This is a genomic window from Mycobacterium sp. IDUB_36 (assembly GCF_055419225.1).
This window is the reverse complement of record NZ_JBVAXH010000001.1, coordinates 3,199,018-3,216,357: the sequence shown is the minus strand read 5'-3', so window position 1 is coordinate 3,216,357 and position 17,340 is coordinate 3,199,018. Positions and strand designations below refer to the sequence as shown.

General features: G+C 67.7%; 14 protein-coding genes and 1 pseudogene. 5 read left to right on the top strand and 10 right to left on the bottom strand.

Annotated elements, in window-relative coordinates; genetic code table 11:
• Positions 1 to 2 precede the first annotated feature (2 nt).
• From ACZYW1_RS15970 to sucC, 3 genes are all read right to left on the bottom strand, one after another.
• Entirely contained in the window at positions 3 to 1,541 is a 1,539-nt protein-coding gene (locus ACZYW1_RS15970; RefSeq protein ID WP_463787155.1) for an acetyl-CoA acetyltransferase, read from the bottom strand.
• A 92-nt stretch (positions 1,542 to 1,633) separates the two neighbouring features.
• Positions 1,634 to 2,536, bottom strand: coding sequence for a succinate--CoA ligase subunit alpha (gene sucD / locus ACZYW1_RS15965; protein WP_463787154.1), 903 nt, complete (start codon positions 2,534 to 2,536; stop codon positions 1,634 to 1,636).
• A gap of 17 nt (positions 2,537 to 2,553) precedes the next feature.
• Positions 2,554 to 3,717: an ADP-forming succinate--CoA ligase subunit beta gene (gene sucC / locus ACZYW1_RS15960; RefSeq protein WP_463787153.1), complete on the bottom strand. Its 1,164-nt coding sequence runs from the start codon at positions 3,715 to 3,717 to the stop codon at positions 2,554 to 2,556.
• 268 nt (positions 3,718 to 3,985) lie between these two features.
• On the opposite strand from sucC, the gene ACZYW1_RS15955 reads away from it, so the two are divergent.
• Positions 3,986 to 4,999 (top strand): M23 family metallopeptidase, encoded by a 1,014-nt coding sequence (locus ACZYW1_RS15955; protein ID WP_463787852.1) that lies wholly within the window; start codon positions 3,986 to 3,988, stop codon positions 4,997 to 4,999.
• A gap of 88 nt (positions 5,000 to 5,087) precedes the next feature.
• Positions 5,088 to 5,558, top strand: a complete 471-nt coding sequence (locus ACZYW1_RS15950) for a hypothetical protein (protein ID WP_463787152.1) — start codon at positions 5,088 to 5,090, stop codon at positions 5,556 to 5,558.
• Here the strand turns inward: ACZYW1_RS15950 and pcrA are convergent.
• Positions 5,555 to 7,888 (bottom strand): DNA helicase PcrA, encoded by a 2,334-nt coding sequence (gene pcrA / locus ACZYW1_RS15945; RefSeq protein WP_463787151.1) that lies wholly within the window; start codon positions 7,886 to 7,888, stop codon positions 5,555 to 5,557. The two genes, ACZYW1_RS15950 and pcrA, sit on opposite strands and share 4 nt — an antisense overlap.
• 199 nt (positions 7,889 to 8,087) lie before the next feature.
• Between pcrA and ACZYW1_RS15940 the strand changes: the two genes are divergently transcribed.
• The 3 genes from ACZYW1_RS15940 to pgi all read left to right on the top strand — a co-directional run bounded on the left by ACZYW1_RS15940 (position 8,088) and on the right by pgi (position 10,635).
• Complete coding sequence (locus tag ACZYW1_RS15940; protein ID WP_463787150.1) at positions 8,088 to 8,390, top strand: chorismate mutase; 303 nt, start codon at positions 8,088 to 8,090, stop codon at positions 8,388 to 8,390.
• A gap of 128 nt (positions 8,391 to 8,518) precedes the next feature.
• Positions 8,519 to 8,893 carry a hypothetical protein gene (locus tag ACZYW1_RS15935; RefSeq protein WP_463787149.1) on the top strand — a complete coding sequence of 125 codons (375 nt, stop codon included), beginning with the start codon at positions 8,519 to 8,521 and terminating at the stop codon, positions 8,891 to 8,893.
• 77 nt (positions 8,894 to 8,970) lie between these two features.
• Positions 8,971 to 10,635, top strand: coding sequence for a glucose-6-phosphate isomerase (gene pgi / locus ACZYW1_RS15930; protein WP_463787148.1), 1,665 nt, complete (start codon positions 8,971 to 8,973; stop codon positions 10,633 to 10,635).
• A 66-nt stretch (positions 10,636 to 10,701) separates the two neighbouring features.
• Here pgi and ACZYW1_RS15925 read toward each other — a convergent pair whose 3' ends face one another.
• The 6 genes and pseudogenes from ACZYW1_RS15925 to ACZYW1_RS15900 all read right to left on the bottom strand — a co-directional run bounded on the left by ACZYW1_RS15925 (position 10,702) and on the right by ACZYW1_RS15900 (position 17,099).
• A complete protein-coding gene (locus ACZYW1_RS15925; RefSeq protein WP_463787147.1) occupies positions 10,702 to 11,451 on the bottom strand; it encodes an SDR family oxidoreductase in 750 nt (249 codons plus the stop codon).
• A gap of 52 nt (positions 11,452 to 11,503) precedes the next feature.
• The gene (locus ACZYW1_RS15920) at positions 11,504 to 11,848 is read right to left on the bottom strand and encodes a DUF732 domain-containing protein (protein WP_463787145.1); all 345 of its coding nucleotides are present in this window, start codon (positions 11,846 to 11,848) and stop codon (positions 11,504 to 11,506) included.
• Positions 11,849 to 11,944: 96 nt separating this feature from the next.
• Positions 11,945 to 12,433 carry a zinc finger domain-containing protein gene (locus tag ACZYW1_RS15915; RefSeq protein ID WP_463787851.1) on the bottom strand — a complete coding sequence of 163 codons (489 nt, stop codon included), beginning with the start codon at positions 12,431 to 12,433 and terminating at the stop codon, positions 11,945 to 11,947.
• Between the two features lie 132 nt (positions 12,434 to 12,565).
• Positions 12,566 to 12,808: pseudogene (locus ACZYW1_RS15910) on the bottom strand (DNA-formamidopyrimidine glycosylase family protein); the annotation flags it as partial.
• Between the two features lie 16 nt (positions 12,809 to 12,824).
• Complete coding sequence (locus tag ACZYW1_RS15905; protein ID WP_463787144.1) at positions 12,825 to 13,214, bottom strand: phage holin family protein; 390 nt, start codon at positions 13,212 to 13,214, stop codon at positions 12,825 to 12,827.
• A gap of 45 nt (positions 13,215 to 13,259) precedes the next feature.
• Positions 13,260 to 17,099: a PE family protein gene (locus ACZYW1_RS15900; protein WP_463787143.1), complete on the bottom strand. Its 3,840-nt coding sequence runs from the start codon at positions 17,097 to 17,099 to the stop codon at positions 13,260 to 13,262.
• Positions 17,100 to 17,340: the final 241 nt, after the last annotated feature.

Below are 17,340 nucleotides of genomic sequence, written 5' to 3'. Positions count from 1 at the left end.
CGCTAGCGCAGCGACGCCCGGTTGATGCCCTCGTCGGATGACGTCACCGTGATCCCGGCGCCCAACGGGTCACCGTCGGTCATCAACGCCACCAGACCCTCGTCTTCGGTGAGCGCCATGAACCTGGACCCGTCGTCGTCGAGTCGGCCGATGATGACGCCGGTCGTGGTGGGCCAGTCGTACCGCACGGAGTAGGTCTCGATTGTGCCCGGGCCGTTGGGGTTTCGGGTGACCGGCACCGTCGGCAGCGCGGCGATGTCCTGCTGCAGCGCCCGGCTGCGGTCGGCCGCCCATTCGCCCGGCTCGGTGGAGTACACGCCGACCGAATACTTGCTCATCACGCCGCCGTTTGCGCCGACCAGCCCGTACGAGCCGGGCTGGTCGCGGGCGGCGGCCACGGTCTCGGCGATACCGTGCAGCGAATAGCTGTTGCCGGGACCCCCGAAATACGGCAGGCCACCGGTGAGCGTGAGACCACGCGGGTCATCGGCAGACAGGCCGAAGTCGTCGCACACCGCGAAGACCGGGAACGGAAAGCAGCTGTACAAGTCCAGCGTCGCCACGTCGTCGATGCCGACGCCGGCGCCCCGAAGTGCTTCAGCGACAGCCTGTTTGGCGGAGTAGCTGACGCTGACGTCAACACGGTCCAGCAGGTCCTGCTCGGTCTGGTCGGCGTGCCCGCGCAGATACACCCACCTGTCCTCGGGAACGCCGAGCCGCTGCGCCGCCGACACCGACATCACCAGCGCCGCCGCCCCTTGGTTGACGGTGTCGCGGGCCACCAGCAGCCGCGGATACGGGTCGCAGATCATCCGGTTGTCGTCGGTGACGGTTTCGATCTCTTCAACCGATCGTTCCACCGGTGAGGACGAAAAAGGGTTCTTGACAGCGACTTTGGAGAACGGAGCGAACAGCTCGGCCATCGCGCGCCGGTAGTCCGCGACGGAGAGCCCGAGCCGGCCGCGGCGCGCGTTGTCGAGCAGTCCGTACTGCACGGGGGCACCGGTCAGGCCGTGCTTAGCGGTGTACTCGCTCATGTACTGCTCGAAGCCGTAACCCCGGTCCTCGAGCTGGCCGCCGACGTGCTCGGCGAAGTCCGGCTTGTCGTCGCGTCCGGCGAAGTATTTGGCCGTGGACCCCGGCTCGGACCCGAGGATCAGCGCGACCTCGAATTCACCCGCGGCGATCGCGCCGGCGAGCTCCGTCATCAGCTTCTGCGGACCGTTACCGCCGATCGGCTCGAGCACCGCTCGCGCGGGATCAGCGCCGACGCGCTGGGCCACCGATCGCACGTAGTTGTCTGACGCGCCGAGGGGCGGCGTGTTGAACGGGGTGCAGATCTCGAACTGGCGCAGGCCGGCGAACACCTCGATGGCCGCGGCCACCGCCGTGACGTCGACTCCGGTGTCGGCGAGCGCGGCCCGGGTCGCCGCGGTGGCCAGGTCGACCGCGGACATGCCGCGATAGCCGGCGTCGTCGACACGCTCGGTGAACTGGCCCACCCCGACCACAACGGGAGTGCGCGGGTCGACGATCGTCATGACAGGCCTCCTGAGAACTGTTAATTCGTCAGGCTAACCGAATCTGTAACGTGTTCCAATTCTGGGCCTGCTCGGCGGCCGCGAACTGGTGCTTACAGGCTCTTCAGGATTTCGCGAGCGAGCGCGGCGGTCTCCGACGGAGTTTTGCCGACCTTCACCCCGGCGGCCTCGAGCGCTTCCTTCTTGGCCGCGGCAGTTCCCGACGAGCCGGACACGATGGCGCCGGCGTGGCCCATCGTCTTACCTTCCGGCGCAGTGAATCCCGCGACGTAACCGACCACCGGCTTGGAGACGTTGGCCTTGATGTAGTCGGCCGCACGCTCCTCGGCGTCACCGCCGATCTCACCGATCATCACGATCAACTTGGTCTCGGGGTCTTTCTCGAAGGCTTCGATGGCGTCGATGTGCGTGGTGCCGATCACCGGGTCGCCGCCGATGCCGATCGAGGTGGAGAAGCCGAAATCGCGCAGCTCGTACATCATCTGGTAGGTCAGCGTGCCGGACTTGGACACCAGGCCGACCGGGCCGGAGCCCGAGATGTTGGCCGGGGTGATGCCGACCAGCGCCTGGCCCGGGGTGATGATGCCGGGGCAGTTCGGGCCGATGATCCGGGTCTTGTTGCCCTTGGACTCGTTGTAGGCCCACGCATAGGCGCTGTCCTGCACCGGAATTCCTTCGGTGATGACCACCAGCAGCGGAATCTCGGCATCGATCGCCTCGATGATCGCGTCCTTGGCGTACACCGGCGGAACGAAGATGATCGACACGTCCGCGCCGGTCTTCTCGATGGCCTCGGCGACGCTGCCGAACACCGGCAGCTCGACCGGCTCGTCGTCGACATTCTTGTGCGCCACCGTCGTTCCGGCCTTGCGGGCGTTCACCCCGCCGACGATGTGCGTGCCGGCCTTGAGCATCCGGGCGGTGTGCTTGGTGGCCTCGGATCCGGTGATGCCCTGGACGACGACCTTGTTGTCTTTGGTCAGGAAGATAGCCATTTTGGTCTTCAGTCCTTTCAGGCGCTGGCCAGTTGGGCGGCCTTGTCGGCGGCCTCGTCCATCGTGGGCACCAGCGTCACCAGCGGGTGGTTGGCTTCGGTGAGGATCCGGCGGCCCTCGTCGACGTTGTTGCCGTCGAGACGCACGACGAGCGGCTTGTTGGCGTCGTCGCCGAGGATCTCCAGCGCCTTGACGATGCCGATCGCGACGGCGTCACAGGAGGTGATGCCGCCGAACACGTTGACGAACACGCTTTTGACCTGCTCGTCGCCCAGCACGACGTCCAGGCCCGCGGCCATCACCTCGGCCGAGGCGCCACCTCCGATGTCGAGGAAGTTGGCCGGCTTCACGCCACCGTGCTTCTCGCCGGCGTAGGCGACGACGTCGAGCGTCGACATCACCAGGCCCGCGCCGTTGCCGATGATGCCGACCTGCCCGTCGAGCTTGACGTAGTTGAGGTCGTGCTCCTTGGCCTTGAGCTCCAGCGGGTCGGTGGCGTCGCGGTCCTCGAACTCGACGTGGGCGGGCTGGCGGAAGTCGGCGTTGCCGTCGAGGGTGACCTTTCCGTCCAACGCCAGGATCTGGTCGTCGGGCGTGCGCACCAACGGGTTGACCTCGACCAGGGTGGCGTCCTCGGCGACGAAGACCTCCCACAGCTTGGCGATCGTCACCGCCGCGGCGTCGAGCACCTCGGCGGGCAGGTGGCCCTGCTCGGCGATCGAGCGGGCGAATGCCTCGTCGACGCCCTTGACGGCGTCGACCGGAACCTTCGCCAAGCGCTCGGGCTTGGTGGCCGCGACCTCTTCGATCTCCATGCCGCCCTCGACCGAGCACATGGCCAGGTAGGTGCGGTTGGCGCGGTCCAGCAGGAAGGAGATGTAGTACTCCTCGGCGATGTCGCTGGCCTCGGCGACGAGCAGCTTCTTCACGACGTGGCCCTTGATGTCCAAGCCGAGGATGTTCTTCGCGTGCTCGAAGGCGTCGTCCGCGGTCGCGGCGTATTTCACACCGCCGGCCTTGCCGCGCCCACCGACCTTGACCTGCGCCTTCACCATGACCGGGTGCCCGATCTCTTCGGCGATGGCCTTGGCGCCCTCGGCGGTGTCAGTCACGCGGCCGGGAGTCGTGGGGACGTTGTGCTTGGCGAACAGTTCTTTTGCCTGGTACTCGAAAAGATCCATGGGCTCACTTCTGTGTGTCGGCCTGTGTGGAAGCGAGCCGAGGTTTTCCGTTGCCCGCTTGTGGGAACTGTATCGAGACGCATGTCAGGTCCTGTCGTCGGCATCGACGGATGTGGCACACGTCACGAGCCACGGGAAGTGATTCAAATCACATTCCCCGCCCTATTTTGGGCTTAACTTGCCTTGGTTTGAGGTCGGCGGTTACCGTCTCAGAGTCCAGATAACGTTATGGTTACGGCTCGAAGGACAAATCACGTTGACCCAGCAAATGCCGGCTCCGTCTCCTGCGCAAGGAGAACTCTCGGCGTCGCGCGACCGCCGGTCGACCCTTCATCGCAACGAAGTCACCGACATCATTCCGTTCAACGAATTCGGCAAGCTGGCCGAGTCGGACTTCAGTGACAACACCGCTTTCGGCAAAGAAGCGCAGGTTCTGGGCGCGCCCGAACTGGATGACCTCGACGAGACGGACAACCTGTCCGTCCTTGAATTGATCGGTCCCAGCGCCGCCGAGCGCCGGCTCGGCGCCCTCGAGCGGGGCCGGAACCGGGCTCGTGAAGACGCCGAGTCGCTCGCCGGTCGCGGGCAGCACCGCAAACAGCTCAGCGGGGCCACCCGCGGGCGGGTTTTGATCGGCGCCATGGCCGCCGGTGCCGCCGCAGCAGCCGCACACTCCGCCACCGAAGCGCCCCAACACTCCAAAGCGCAGACCGTGCTGGCCGCCCAGACGGCCGCAACCGGGCCGATCAGCACCTCCGACAGCGGTGTGCAGATGGTGACCGTGCAGCCGGCCGCCAACGTCGCCGTGCACAACGCGGAACTGGCCCACGGTGTGGCGTTCGCCCAGGAGCGGGCGCAACGCGAGGCCCGCCTGCAACAGCCGCTGTTCGTGATGCCGGTCAAGGGCGTCTTCACCTCCAACTTCGGCTACCGGTGGGGCGTCCTGCACGCCGGAATCGACATCGCCAACTCGATCGGCACCCCGATCCACGCGGTCTCCGACGGCGTGGTGATCGCCGCAGGCCCCACCGCGGGCTACGGCATGTGGGTGAAACTGCGCCACGCCGACGGCACCGTCACGCTCTACGGACACATCAACACCGCCATGGTCAGCGTCGGCGAGCGGGTGATGGCCGGCGACCAGATCGCCACCGTCGGCAACCGCGGCAACTCGACCGGCCCGCACCTGCACTTCGAGGTGCTGCTGGGCGGCAGCCAGCGGGTCGACCCGGTGCCGTGGCTGGCGAAGCGCGGGCTGTCCGTCGGCACCTTCGCCGGCTGACCCGGTGACCGGCCCGTTCAACCCCAGCTCGTCGCCGCGCCCCGGTAACCCCGAAACACGCATCATCCGGCGCGCACCCACCGGTCCGATGCCACAGGCGGAAGACGCCCGCACGACTCACATCCCGCGACCGTCGGCCCCTCCGCCGCCGCAGTTCGCCCCCGCTCCCCCGCCGCCCCCTTACGGAACGCCCAGCCGGACCACGGCGGTGGCCGCGGCAGCCGTCAGCATCATCAGCGGCTGGGCCACGTCAGTGGTGGCGACGGATCTGATCGCCGGCTGGTGGGGCTCGGATCGGCTGTTCTGCGTCGCGGTGGCGTTCCTGGCCCTGGTCTTCGCCTCGGCCACCATCTCCGGGGTGATCCTGCTGCTCCTGCGCCAACCACTGAGCCGCTACCTGATCGCGGCCGGCGCCGGCGTTGCGATTCTGACGTATCTGGGTGTGTTCATCGCGGATGCCCGGGTGGGCTGGATTGTGCACATGCTGCCGATTCTGCCGATCAGCAGCGCCGTGCTGGCGTTCCTGCCGCGCACCCGCGACTGGCTGCTCGACGACTAGAGCTTGGCCACCGGGGCGTGGTTGTGCATCAACTTGACCCGGCCCGAGCTGCCGAAGTCGATCAGTGACATCGCCGACTCGCCGATGCCCGACACCTCTTCGACCCGGCCCAGACCGTACTTGTCGTGCGTGACGCGATCGCCGGGCGCCAACACCAGCAGCGGACGCTTGCTGCCTCCGCCGCTACGGGTCGGCGACGGGCGGGGCGTGCCGAAGCGACCCGCTCCGCTGACCGGCGCACTGAATGACGGTGTCGGGTCGGTGCGCCGCCAGTCGATCAGTTCCTGCGGAATCTCGCGCAGGAACCGCGATTCCGGGTTGAGCATTGGCTGACCCCAGGATGACCGGACCTTGGCCCGGCTGACGAACAGCCGCTGACGTGCCCGGGTGATGCCGACGTACGCCAGTCGGCGCTCCTCGGAGAGCTCCGCCGGATCGCCCAGCGCCCGCATGTGCGGGAACATCCCGTCCTCCCAGCCGGTGACGAACACCACCGGGAACTCCAGCCCCTTGGCGGTGTGCAACGTCATCAGTGTCACCAAACCGGCTGTCTGCTCGGGAATTTCGTCAGTGTCGGCGACGAGCGACACCCGTTCCAGGAACTGGGCGAGCACCCCGGTGTCGGGTACGTCTTCGTCGTCGACGGTGTCGTCGAGCGCGGCCACGTTGGCCAGGTCGATGGCGAATTCGTGTGCGACGCTGACGAGTTCGTTGAGGTTGTCCAGCCGGGCCAGATCCTGCGGGTCCGACGAGGACTCCAACTCCGTGCGGTAGCCGGTGCGCTCGAGCACCGCCTCGACCAGCTCGCCCAGGTCGCCCTCCGAGGAGGCCAGCCGGGTGCGCAACTCGTCCATCATCTCGACGAAGCCCGCAATTGCCTTGGCGGACCGCGTGTTCAGCAGCGGCACCTTGCCCTCGGCGGCGACCTCGAGCGCATCGGCAAAGCTCGATCCGGTGTTTTCCGCGTACACCGCGACACACGCCTCGGCACGGTCACCGATGCCACGCCGCGGCGTGTTCAGGATGCGCCGCAGGCTGACCGCGTCACCGGGGTTGTCCAACACCCGCAGGTAGGCGACAATGTCGCGGATCTCTCTGCGCTCGTAGAACCGCACTCCCCCAACGACTTTGTACGGAATGCCGGCTCGGATGAACACCTCTTCCAACGACCGCGACGAGTTGTTGGTGCGGTAGAAGACGGCGACGTCGTTGTAGGTGATATCGCTGCTCGAGGCCAGCGCGTCGATTTCCTCGGCGATGAAACGCGCCTCGTCGTGCTCGTTGTCGGCGACATAGCCGACGATCAGCTCGCCTGCGCCTTCGTCGGTCCACAGCCGCTTGTCCCGGCGGGCCGGGTTGCGCGAGATCACCGAGTTCGCCGCCGAGAGGATGTTCTGCGTGGACCGGTAATTCTGCTCGAGCAGGATCGTGGTGGCGTTCGGATAGTCGCGTTCGAAATCCTCGATGTTGCGGATGGTGGCGCCACGGAACGCGTAGATCGACTGGTCTGCGTCGCCGACCACGCACAACTCGCCGGGCGGCACCCCGTCGTCGTCCGGTTCGAGTTCGGGGCCGACCAGTTCGCGCACCAGCATGTACTGGGCGTGGTTGGTGTCCTGGTACTCGTCGACCAGGATGTGCCGGAAGCGCCGCCGATAGTGCTCGGCGATCTGCGGGAACGCCTGCAGTACGGCGACCGTCTCACCGATCAGGTCGTCGAAGTCGAGCGCGTTGGCCACCCGCAGCCGCTGTTGGTATTCGGCAAACACCGCGGCGACCGTGCGGGCGAGGTCGTCGGAGAGGTCGTCGTCGGACAGGTTGGCCAGTGCCTGCTGCGGGTCGATCAGCTCGTTCTTCAGGTTGGAGATGGCGTTGGCCATCAACCGCGGCGTGTACCGCTTGATGTCGAGGCCCATGTCCTTGCCGATCATCTGCAGCAGACGGCGGGAGTCGTCGGCGTCGTAGATCGAGAAGTTGGAATTCAGACCGGGGAGCAGCGAGGCCTGGTTGCGCAGGATCCGCACGCAAGTCGAGTGGAATGTCGACACCCACATCGAGCGGGCCCGCGGGCCGACGAGCGTAGCCACCCGCTCGCGCATCTCCGCTGCGGCCTTGTTGGTGAACGTGATCGCCAGCACCTGTCCGGGCGAGACGTCGCGGGCGGCCAGCAGGTAGGCGATCCGCCGGGTCAGCACGGCCGTCTTTCCCGAGCCCGCGCCGGCGACGATCAACAGCGGCGAGCCCTCATGCAGCACCGCTTGGCGCTGCTGCGGATTGAGGCCGTCGAGCAGCTGTTCGGTTTCGGATTCGGTTACACGCGCACTGGTCATGACTGCCCCAACCTACCGCTCGCGGACGACACCTTTGCGCTGGAACGGCCGCAAGTGGCACACTCGTTTTGTGCTCAATGCGCAGTGGCGATTTTTCTACGGGTACCGGCCAGCGGTGCCCGTGGTGTAGCTGCTTCCCAGAGCCCCGCGGTCCGCTTCCGGATCCGGGGCTCGTTTCTTGTGTGAGGCCCGAAACCGGATGACACCGCAGAACCCACACGAGAATCCGGAGTCTGCAATGGCAATCGAAACCGAACAACCGATCAACATCGACGAGCTGCGCCTGGAGATCGACCGGCTCGACGCCGAGATCCTGGCCGCGGTCAAGCGTCGGGCCGAGGTGTCGCGAGAGATCGGCAAGGCGCGGATGGCGTCCGGCGGCACCCGACTGGTGCACAGCCGCGAGATGCAGGTCATCGCCCGCTACAGCGAACTCGGACCCGAGGGCAAGGACCTGGCCATGCTGCTGCTGCGGCTGGGGCGCGGCCGGCTCGGTCACTGACGGGCCGCCGGCTTCACCCCGTGGCGCTGTAAACCCCAGGGATTTCCCTGTATCCGATTCCGCCCGATCCTCTTAGTGTCGCGCGGTACAGCGACAGCACACGGTCTGCCGCGGGAGGGATGTCAGGAATGCCCAGCTCCAGAATCGTCGTCGCCGCGGTGGCGTTGTCCAGTGCCGCGCTCGCACTGGCCGGCCCGGCGGCCGCAGCGCCGCCGAGCGGCAATTTCACTGCCACGGTGACCGAGGTCGGTGGAATGGTGCCCGTGAGTGTCGGGGAGACCATGGTCTGGGCATTGAGTCCCTGCGGGGCGGATTGCACTCACCTCGAGATCAATCCGCCGAATGCGAGGGGGCAGGAAGATCTGCATCTGCAGGCCGGGTCCTGGGTCGGTGGCGTCAACCCCGTCGGCTGTACGCGGACGATCAACGCAGACGTCACTTCCGCGACCGAGACGTGCGGCCCGAACGGAAGCGTTCACTACGCGATCACACGAAACGGTTGATCGCGGCGCCCGCTTGCTTCGCCGCCCGTTCACTCTGCCTTTGACGGCGCACCCGTCGGCCTGACTAGGGTCGAGGGATGACTGCGGTTGACCAGATTCCCGACATCTCAGCGACCCCGGCATGGAAGGCGCTGCAACAGCATCACCGGCAGATCGGCGAGACGTCGCTGCGGGAGTTCTTCGATGAGGACCCCGACCGCGGCCGCGAGTTCAACGTCACCGTCGGTGATCTGTATATCGACTACAGCAAGCACCGGATCAACCGCGACACCCTGCGCCTGCTGATCGATCTCGCGCGTGCCGCCGAACTCGAACGACACCGCGACGCGATGTTCGACGGCGAGCACATCAACGTCTCGGAAGACCGCGCCGTGCTGCACACCGCGTTGCGGCTGCCGCGGGATGCCACCTTGACGGTGAACGGGCAGGACGTCGTCGGCGACGTGCACGAAGTACTCGACCGGATGGGCGATTTCACCGACCGACTGCGCAACGGCGAGTGGACCGGCGCCACCGGGAAGCGGATCAGCACCGTCGTCAACATCGGCATCGGCGGCTCGGACCTGGGCCCGGTCATGGTGTATCAGGCGCTGCGGCATTATGCCGACGCCGGCATCTCGGCGCGGTTCGTCTCGAACGTCGACCCGGCCGACCTGATCGCCAAGCTGACCGACTTGGACCCGGCCACAACACTTTTCGTTGTCGCCTCCAAGACGTTCACCACGCTGGAGACGCTGACGAATGCGACCGCGGCGCGGCGCTGGCTGACCGACGCGCTCGGCGACGATGCGGTGGCGAAGCACTTCGTGGCCGTGTCGACCAACAAGGAGAAGGTGGACGAGTTCGGCATCGACACCGACAACATGTTCGGCTTCTGGGACTGGGTCGGGGGCAGATACTCCGTCGACTCGGCGATCGGTTTGTCGGTGATGGCCGCGATCGGGCGCGAGGCGTTCGCGGATTTTCTGGCCGGCTTTCATCTTGTCGACGAACACTTTCGGACCGCACCCCTGGATGCCAACGCGCCGGCGCTGCTCGGCCTGATCGGACTGTGGTACTCCGATTTCTTCGGCGCACAGTCGCGTGCGGTGTTGCCGTACTCCAACGACTTGGCCCGCTTCGCCGCATACCTGCAACAGCTGACGATGGAGTCCAACGGCAAGTCGACCCGGGCCGACGGAACTCCGGTCACCACCGACACCGGCGAAATCTATTGGGGCGAACCGGGAACCAACGGTCAGCACGCGTTCTACCAATTGCTGCATCAGGGCACCCGGCTTATCCCGGCTGACTTCATCGGCTTCAGCCAGCCCACCGACGACCTGCCCACGTCCGACGGCACCGGCAGCATGCACGACTTGCTGATGAGCAACTTCTTCGCCCAGACGCAGGTACTGGCATTCGGCAAGACCGCCGACGAGATCGCCGAGGAGGGCACGGCGCCAGAAGTGGTGCCGCACAAGGTGATGCCCGGGAACCGACCGACGACGTCCATCCTGGCAACCCGGCTGACCCCGTCGGTGCTGGGCCAGCTGATCGCGCTCTACGAACATCAGGTGTTCACCGAGGGCGTCGTCTGGGGCATCGATTCGTTCGACCAGTGGGGCGTCGAGCTGGGTAAGACACAGGCCAAGGAGCTGCTGCCGGTCCTCACCGACGATGCTGCTCCGCCAGCGCAATCCGACAGCTCGACCGACGCCCTGGTTCGCCGTTATCGCGCGGAGCGCGGCCGGGCCGACTGAGCGGCCGACGGCCGCGAAAGGCGGGCCCGGCCCATCAACCGGGCCGGGCCGACTAACGAAGGCCGACTAGGCGAACCGCTTGGCCATCGACAGCGGCATCACCTTGAGCAGCGCGACCAGCGGACCCCACGGCCACCACGGGATCGCGGCTCGGCCGGGTTCACGTTCGATCGCGGCAACCAGTGCCCTGACGCCGGTTTCGTTGTCGACCATCAACAGCGTGCTTTGGGATTTCGCCGTCATCTCCGACTCGATGTAGCCCGGCTCCATCACCGACACCCTGATCGGGCCCTTGGCGTATTCGGCGCGCAGTGACTGCCCCAGTGAGCTCAGGCCGGCCTTGCTTGCGGCGTAGGCCGCCTTGACGCCCGGCACGCCCTTCGACCCGAGCACCGAGGAGATCAGCACCAGGTGCCCCGACCCCTGTGCCTTGAAAAGCTCCAGCGCAGTCTCGATTTGCACCAGGGCGGCAACCAAATTGGTCTCGAGGGTCGCCTTGTTCGCCCACAGCTTGCCGGACCCCAACCTGGCACCCTTGCCGATACCGGCGTTGACGATCACCCGGTCGATGCCACCGAGCGCATCAGACAATTCGGCGAACACCTTGGGCACCTGGTCGTGGTCATTGACATCGAGCGCGGCAATGGCCACTTTGGACCCCGGATAGCGCTGTGCGAGTTCGTCTTTCAGTTCTTCGAGCCGGTCGGTGCGACGGGCGCACAGCGCCAGATCGCGACCCTTGGCGGCGAACGCGCGGGCCATCCCGGCGCCCAAGCCCGAGCTGGCTCCGGTGATGAGGATTTTCTGCCGAGTCATGCGCTCATTTCAGCAGACGCCGCACTCGACCGTCTGCCGGCACCCGGCTCCGCTACGGGCAGTAGGTGGACTTCGCCAGGTGGACCTCTCGCTGCACGGCGTCCACGGCCTCGATGTTGTCGTCCGCCCCGCGGACGTCATTGACTACCTTGTCGAAGCTCTCTCCGGCACCCAGGTGGTCACAAATTTTGTGCGCATTACCAATGTTGGCGGCCGGGCTGAGATTTCTTCCCGGATAAATTTGCTGGAGGGCGGCGAAGTACTGATCATCCTGGGCCTGATCGGCTGCTGCGGGCCCGGCTCCGACGAGTCCCGCGGCAAAGAGTCCAGCCGCGCCGGCGACGATCAGGGTGGCCCTCGGCCCGGCATGTCGGCGATGTTCGTCACGTGAAAACATGGCGTCTCCTCTGCTGCGTCTAGTGAGATCCCAAATCTAGGCAACTCACCATCGTCGGCGATACAGGGATTTCCCTTGTCTTCCCGTCCGGGCCGGCTACTTCAGCAAACGCGACATCCGGCGGTCAGCCAGCACTTTGCCCCCGGTCTGACACGTCGAGCAGTACTGAAACGACTTGTCCGCAAACGAGACTTCGCGGACGGTGTCGCCGCAAACCGGGCACGGCAGGCCGGTGCGGGCGTGCACGCGCATGCCGGAACGCTTCTCTCCTTTGAGCGTTGCGGCCTGCTGGCCCACCGACCGCGAGACGGCGTCGGAGAGCACGGAGACCATCGCGTCGTACAGGGCTGCGAGCTGAGCATCGTTGAGTTTGGCGGCCGTGGCGAACGGCGAGAGCTTGGCGACGTGCAGGATCTCGTCGCTGTAGGCATTCCCGATGCCGGCGATGACTTTCTGGTCGGTGATGACGGACTTGATCCGGCCGGTGTTCTTCGCCAGCACCCGGGCAAGGTCCTCGGCGGACAGCTGCAGGGCGTCCGGACCCAGCGAAGCGATGCCCGGGACCTGCTGCGGATCGTCGACCAGCCACACCGCCAGGCGCTTCTGGGTGCCGGCCTCGGTGAGGTCGAACCCGGGCGCTTCGCCCGGCGGACCCAAGTGGACGCGCAGGGCGATCGGGTTCTTGCCGGGTTTGAGCGGCGTTGCCGACAGCTTCTCCGACCAGCGCAGCCAGCCGGCCCGGGATAGGTGGGTGATCAGGGTCAGCTCGCCGGCGTGGACGCCGAGGTATTTGCCCCACCGGTCGGCGCCGGTGACGGTCAAGCCGTGCAGCGCGTTGATCGGCGGGGCGAAGGTCTTGAGCACCGACAGCGCGGCAACATCGACGCGGCCGACGGTCTTGCCGACGGCGTGCTGCCGCAGATAGTCGGCCAGCGCCTCGACTTCGGGCAATTCGGGCATGAGTCCAGTGTGCCGGTCAGCGCCGGGCGCGGGGTGTTACGAGCGAAAGCACCCAGCTGACCACCGACAGCACGATGGCGGCCTTGATGGCGGTCCACCAGAAGTCGTCGATCGCCAGACCCCAGTGCGTGGTGTTCGCGGTGATACGCGCGGTGATCCAGAGCATCAGTGCGTTGACCACGATGTGGAACAGGCCCAGCGTGAGAATGTAGAGCGGGATCGACAGGATCTGCACGACGGGCTTGATGAACGCGTTGACCAGCCCGAAGATCATCGCGACGACCAGGATGATGCCGATTCGCTGCAGCCGGTTGTCACCGCCGACGAAGTACAGCCCGTGGACCAGCTTGGTGACCACCCACATTGCGAATCCGGTGACCCCGGCGCGGATGACGAAAGCTGTCATGGGGTGAACGTACCGGGCTGGGCCGGTTGACCGTCGCGGCGCGCGCTAGCCGTTCTGGCCTGGCGTGCCTGGCGTTCCGGGGGCGCCGTCAGCGCCTGCCGTGCCAGGAGGTATGTAGGGACCGGACGGCCCGTTGCTGCCGTTAACACCGTTGCCACCGTCGCCGCCGTCGCCGGCCGGCGAGGGAGCGGTGCCCCCGTTGCCGCCGGCCCCACCATCACCCCCACTGCCACCGCTGCCGGCGGGGGTGCCGCTGCCGCCGTTACCCCCGTCGCCGCCGGCGCCGCCGTCGCCGACGCTGCCGGTACCACCAGGGCCTCCATATCCGCCCCTACCTGCGACATAGCCAAAGCCGTTAGCGCCACCGTCGCCACCATCACCGCCGTCGCCACCGGTTCCGCCCAGCGCACTACCGCCGCCGCCTCCGCCGCCCCCGCCGCCGTTTCCGCCGCCCGAAGCGACGCCACCTTGGCCGCCGATGCCGCCAGAAACCCCGCCGCCGGCACCGCCGTCACCCCCGGCACCACCGGTGGCGTCAAACTGAGCACTCGACCCGCCGTAACCACCGGTTCCGCCGGTGACACCGCCGTTACCACCGTTACCGCCGTCTCCACCGGCCTGTCCCCGGCCGCCGCTTATGTTGCCGCCGTTACCGCCGTTGCCGCCTCTGACAGCGCCGTTGCCACCGTCGCCGCCATTACCTTCCTTGATGCCGTCGCTGTACCCGCCCCCGTTGCCGCCGTTACCCCCGTTGCCGACCGAGCCGCTATCACCACCACGACCGCCGTCGCCGGCGTTGACTCCGTTTGCAAACGAGGAGTAGCCGTCGCCGCCCTTGCCTCCGTTGCCGCCGGACGTAGGCGCAGTGCCAATGGAGCCATTGGCGCCGGTGGTGGAACCGGTCCCACCGCTACCGCCTACACCGCCATTTCCGACGTCGCCGCCACGACCGCCGGCTCCGCCGTCAGGATGTGCACTGTTTCCGTTGCCCCCATTTGCGCCGTTGCCGGCACCGCCACCTCTGCCGCCGCTGCCACCGTTGCCGCCAGCGCCGGTCTGACCTGCGGTCCCGTTCGTAGCGGTACCGCCCGCCCCGCCGTTACCACCGTTACCGCCAGCACCACCGTTGGCACCGCTACCGCCGGCACCGCCGTCTTGACCGGAGGCACCCGCAACTCCGTTGACACCTGAGCCGCCAGTGCCACCAGTGGCACCGGTGCCACCGGCACCGCCATTGCCGCCGTTACCGGAGGTCGAGCCACCCAAGCCGCCCGCGCCACCGTTGCCGCCGGATCCGCCCGCCTGACCCACCGTGCCGCTGCCGCCGGCCGCCCCGGGCGTGGTCGACGTCGTGCCGCTATTGCCGGCAGTACCCGCGAAACCGTTACCGCCCTTACCGCCGATGCCACCGTTGCCGACGTTGCCGCCGTTACCGCCGGCCCCGCCGTTGCCCCCGTTGGCACCCGCGGTCGTCGCGTTGTAACCAGCGCCACCGTTGCCACCGTTGCCGCCGCTGGTCGGCGTCGAACCCGCCGTCCCATTCGAACCGTTGAACAGACCGGTACCGCCGTTGCCGGCCGCACCACCGTTGCCGACATTGCCGCCGTTACCGCCGGCGCCACCGTTAGGACTTGCTGAGTCACCAGCACCACCCGCCGCGCCGTTGCCCGCACCCCCACCGGCACCGCCGTTGCCGGCATTACCGCCGTATCCGGTGTAGCCCGTACTGCCATTCGCCGCGGTGCCACCAACCCCGCCGTTGCCGCCGTTGCCGCCTGCGCCACCGTCGGCTCCGCTTCCGCCGGCGCCACCGTTGAAACCTGCGGAACCCGCCGCGCCGTTGACACCGGACCCACCGGCACCACCGTTCGCACCGTCTCCGCCCGAGCCGCCGCTTCCGGCGTAGCCGGATGTGGACCCGCCAGACCCGCCGGCCCCGCCGTTACCTCCAGATCCCCCGGCCTGGCCGACGGTTCCGTTGCCACCTACCGCGCCCGGTGTTGTCGCCGCACCGCCATTCGTACCGGCCCCGCCGGCGACGCCATTACCTCCACGTCCACCGAAGCCACCGTTACCGACTGATCCACCGTTGCCACCGTTGCCACCATTGCCGCCGTCGGAGCCGGCGGTGGTCGATGTGAAGCCAGTCCCGCCATTGCCGCCGTTGCCACCGCTGGTCGGGGTCGACCCAGCTGTGCCGTTGGCCGCTGTACCACCCGCGCCAACCTCGCCGCCGCGCCCGCCGGCGCCGCCGTCGATATGACTCGATACACCGTTGCCGCCGCTGGCGCCGTTACCGGCCGCACCTCCGGCACCGCCATTGCCTGACGTCGAACCACCGAGTCCCCCGGCCCCACCGTTTCCGCCGTTGCCACCGGGCCCGCCATTGATGCCGGCAACTCCGCTAGCTCCTCGGCCGCCGACGCCGCCGTTACCGAAGGCCCCGCCATTGCCTCCATCGCCGCCGTTGCCACCTGAGGTTCCGGCGACTGTCGACTGGAAACCGGCTCCGCCGTTGCCTCCGTTGGCGAGCACTGTCGACCCGTAACCATCGCCACCGTTGCCACCGTCAGTGCCTCCGCCGAGGCCGCCGGTTCCAGCGGCACCACCGGTACCGCCAAGGCCGAACGTCCCCGGGTCGCCGCCGTCACCGCCGTCGCCGCCGTCGGGGTCAGCAGAGGTCCCAGCCGCGCCGAGACCACCGGTGCCGCCCGCGCCGGCGTTGCCACCCGCACCGCCGTACCCGCCGTTGCCGGTCGCGCCGTCGCTCGCGAACGAACCCTTGCCCGCGTCACCGCCGAGGCCACCGTGGCCACCGGCCCCGCCCGAACCGCCGTCGCCGGCATCGCCGCCGTTGCCGTCGCCGCCGTCGGTGAAGCTGCCCAGGGCGCCCGCGCCGCCGCTGGCACCGTCACCACCATCGCCACCCATGCCGGCGTTGCCGCCATTACCGCCGGCGCCGAAGAGGAAGCCCCCGTCTCCGCCGGCGCCTCCGGCGCCACCATTGCCGCCGATACCGCCGTCGAGTCCAGTTGCACCGGTTGGGGTTTCGAAGGAGGTGAAGCCGGCTCCACCGCCGCCGCCGGTACCGCCGTCGCCGCCGCGACCGAAGAACACGCTTCCGACTCCACCCGCTCCACCGGCCCCGCCGTTACCGCCGTCGGGGTTCAGCTCCGTCCCGTTGCCGCCGAAGCCGCCGTCACCACCGTTGCCGCCGCTGCCGTAGAAGTAACCACCTGCTCCACCAGCGCCACCCACGCCGCCGTCGCCGCCGTACAGCCCATCGGTGCCGTCGGCCCCGTTGCCGCCGTTGCCGAACAGGAACGCCGCGTCACCGGCCACGCCCGGTGTGCCATTGATCGGCGCGGCATCGTCCAACGCCAGAAGACTCAACTCAGATTGCGGCGCAAGGCCTCCGGCATCGCCACCGTCGCCGAGAAACCACCCGGCGTCCCCTCCGTCGCCGCCGAACCAGCCGTCGCCGCCGTCACCCAACCACAGACCGCCGTCGCCGCCATCGGGACTCAACGCGGTGCCATCGACGCCGTCACCGATCAGGAATTGACCCGACCAGGTGTTGACGAAGTCGCCGAATTGCAGCCCTTCGGGGCTGTTGATCCAGTCCTCGACGCCAGTGTGCAGCGGCTCGTAGATGAACTGGCCGAACCAGTCATCCACAGCCACGGTCTCGGGCGACGCGACCGCCGAAGCCCCGAACAGATCCGCCCAGCCGGTACCGGCCCAGTCCAGGTTCCATGTCGACGGGTCCAGCCAGGCCGACACATCCAGCGCCTCGACCGGCGATGCGGTGTTCACCACCGGGTCAACGATCAGGTCTATCCAGTCGGTCAACACATCCGCGCGGGCGGCAGGCGCAGCAGTCAACGGACTCAAGCCGAATGCGAGAAGGGCACCGGCGCTCGCACCTAGGGCGACGGCCCGACGGCGCCGCGTAGCGGCCCCCCGCGACTGCCAGATCCGCGTGCTACCCCGCCGAACAGCCATAACACGCCTCTCGGTTCCTTTTCGGCTGAGTTTTCCTTCGCCAATTCTTTGGAAAATCTCAGCTAAGCCTGGACGAGAGGCTAGGCGGCGAAACGGTCCGACCGATACAGGGAAATCCCTT